The organism is Carboxydothermus ferrireducens DSM 11255, assembly GCF_000427565.1.
Taxonomy (GTDB): Bacteria; Bacillota; Z-2901; order Carboxydothermales; family Carboxydothermaceae; genus Carboxydothermus; species Carboxydothermus hydrogenoformans.
In genome coordinates, this window is sequence record NZ_KE386560.1 from 18,261 (window position 1) to 20,002 (window position 1,742).

The 1,742-nt window shown below is 41.3% G+C and carries 2 protein-coding genes and 1 CRISPR repeat array; both genes read right to left on the reverse strand.

From position 1 onward, the window contains the following. Positions 1–504: a CRISPR direct-repeat array (repeat unit 30 nt; unit sequence GTTTTAATAGAACCATTCTGGGGTGGAAAC). Positions 505–716: 212 nt separating this feature from the next. Beyond that, entirely contained in the window at positions 717–1,517 is an 801-nt protein-coding gene (locus CARFE_RS0112475; RefSeq protein ID WP_028052972.1) for an ExeA family protein, read from the reverse strand. A 3-nt stretch (positions 1,518–1,520) separates the two neighbouring features. After that, a partial coding sequence (locus CARFE_RS0112480) for a Mu transposase domain-containing protein (protein ID WP_028052973.1) occupies positions 1,521–1,742 on the reverse strand: 222 nt, incomplete at its 5' end.

Below are 1,742 nucleotides of genomic sequence, written 5' to 3' on the forward strand. Positions count from 1 at the left end.
GTTTTAATAGAACCATTCTGGGGTGGAAATTATTATGCTGCTTATATAACTCCGGTTGTAATATCTACGTTTTAATAGAACCATTCTGGGGTGGAAATATTCTGTTTAGTCCTGCCGTCAGGTTAGCCATAATTTGTTTTAATAGAACCATTCTGGGGTGGAAACAATAGAGCTTTTGCGGAAATTCCTAAAATAAAAGTACCGTTTTAATAGAACCATTCTGGGGTGGAAACGGGTGATAAGCGGTATCACTGCAAAGCCAGAAATTGGTTTTAATAGAACCATTCTGGGGTGGAAACGCGATATGTATTTTTCACCAGCGATATTATGTCCGTGAGTTTTAATAGAACCATTCTGGGGTGGAAACCTGGTACAGGACTGTTCGGGAAAATGATAATTTTATACGTTTTAATAGAACCATTCTGGGGTGGAAACCACAGGGTTTACCGCACCAGTCGGAGTGTACCATTTTAGGTTTTAATAGAACCATTCTGGGGTGGAAACCTACAGCTTTAGCCGTATTTGCCCAGAATGGTGTGAATTTGCAAATTATTTAGGCACCGATTTTTCAAAATAAATTAGCATAGAAGGCAGCTGTAATCTGTAAAAATTGCAAATTATTTTAGTAGGTCAGTATAGACTTTTGCAAAATATCACGGTATTTCAGCAAAGAAAAATAAAAAGAAAACCGGCCGCAAAAGTGCGACCGGGCAAGATCAGAAACCAGTATCCTGAGCAGCTAACCTAACCACCTCAGCATCAATGATTTCCTTTTTAGCCTGGAACCCATAAAGCAAGCAATGAGTAGCAAGCTTATTGATTAGCCGGGGCCAACCCCGGGATAAAGAGGCAATAGCTTCGATGGCAGGCTCGGAAAAAATATTATGGTTAGCTCCTGCAAGCTCCATATGATGCTGGATGTAGCCTGCTACCTCTTCCCTGGTTAAAGGCTCAACCTTATAACTCATGGCAATCCTTTGGGCAAGAGGCCTATTCTGATTTAAGGTAAGTTTATCTAAAAGATGCGGAAGGCCTGAGAGAACCAGGATAAACGAATTTTCCGAATCCATGCTAAAATTAAAGAGAATATTTATATCGCAAAGGAAAAGGTCTTTAGCCATCTGCATCTCGTCTAAGATAAAAACCGGAGTAATCTTCCTTTCCCGAAAAAACCTGAGGACAGCAGATTGAATCTGGTGAAAAAGGTCTACCTTGCGAAACTTAGGTTCTTCCCCAAGAGCTATAGCCAAACCCCGGTAGAAATCCATTACTGTACCGGTGGACAGCGGAAAATAAGCCACCTTATACAGAGAAGGATTAAGGCTTTCGGCAAAAGCTCGCAAGGCAAAAGTCTTGCCGGCACCCGGTTCTCCAGCAATCAGGCCTATGCCGCGGGTCTTTTTTAGATACTCAAGCCTGGCCAGAGCTTCGGAAAAAGAAGCTGAAGGAAAAGAATCAGCGGTTTTGATCTCCTTAGTAAAAGGAGTTTTTATCAGGGAATAAAAAGCTCGATACACAGATTACTCCTCCTTTCCCGCCAGCATAGCCTGAAAAGAAAGAGAGCGATTGCGTTTTACTTTAGCATTATCAGCGAAATTAACCGGTACAGCTTTATCTACTGCTACGCCATTTTCATAAACATAAACCACATCTTCATCAAAACGGACTTCAATTTTCTGGCCAATAAACCGGGGTGGTACTTCATACAGCTTATTATTAACGGAAATAGTGCCATCATGTTT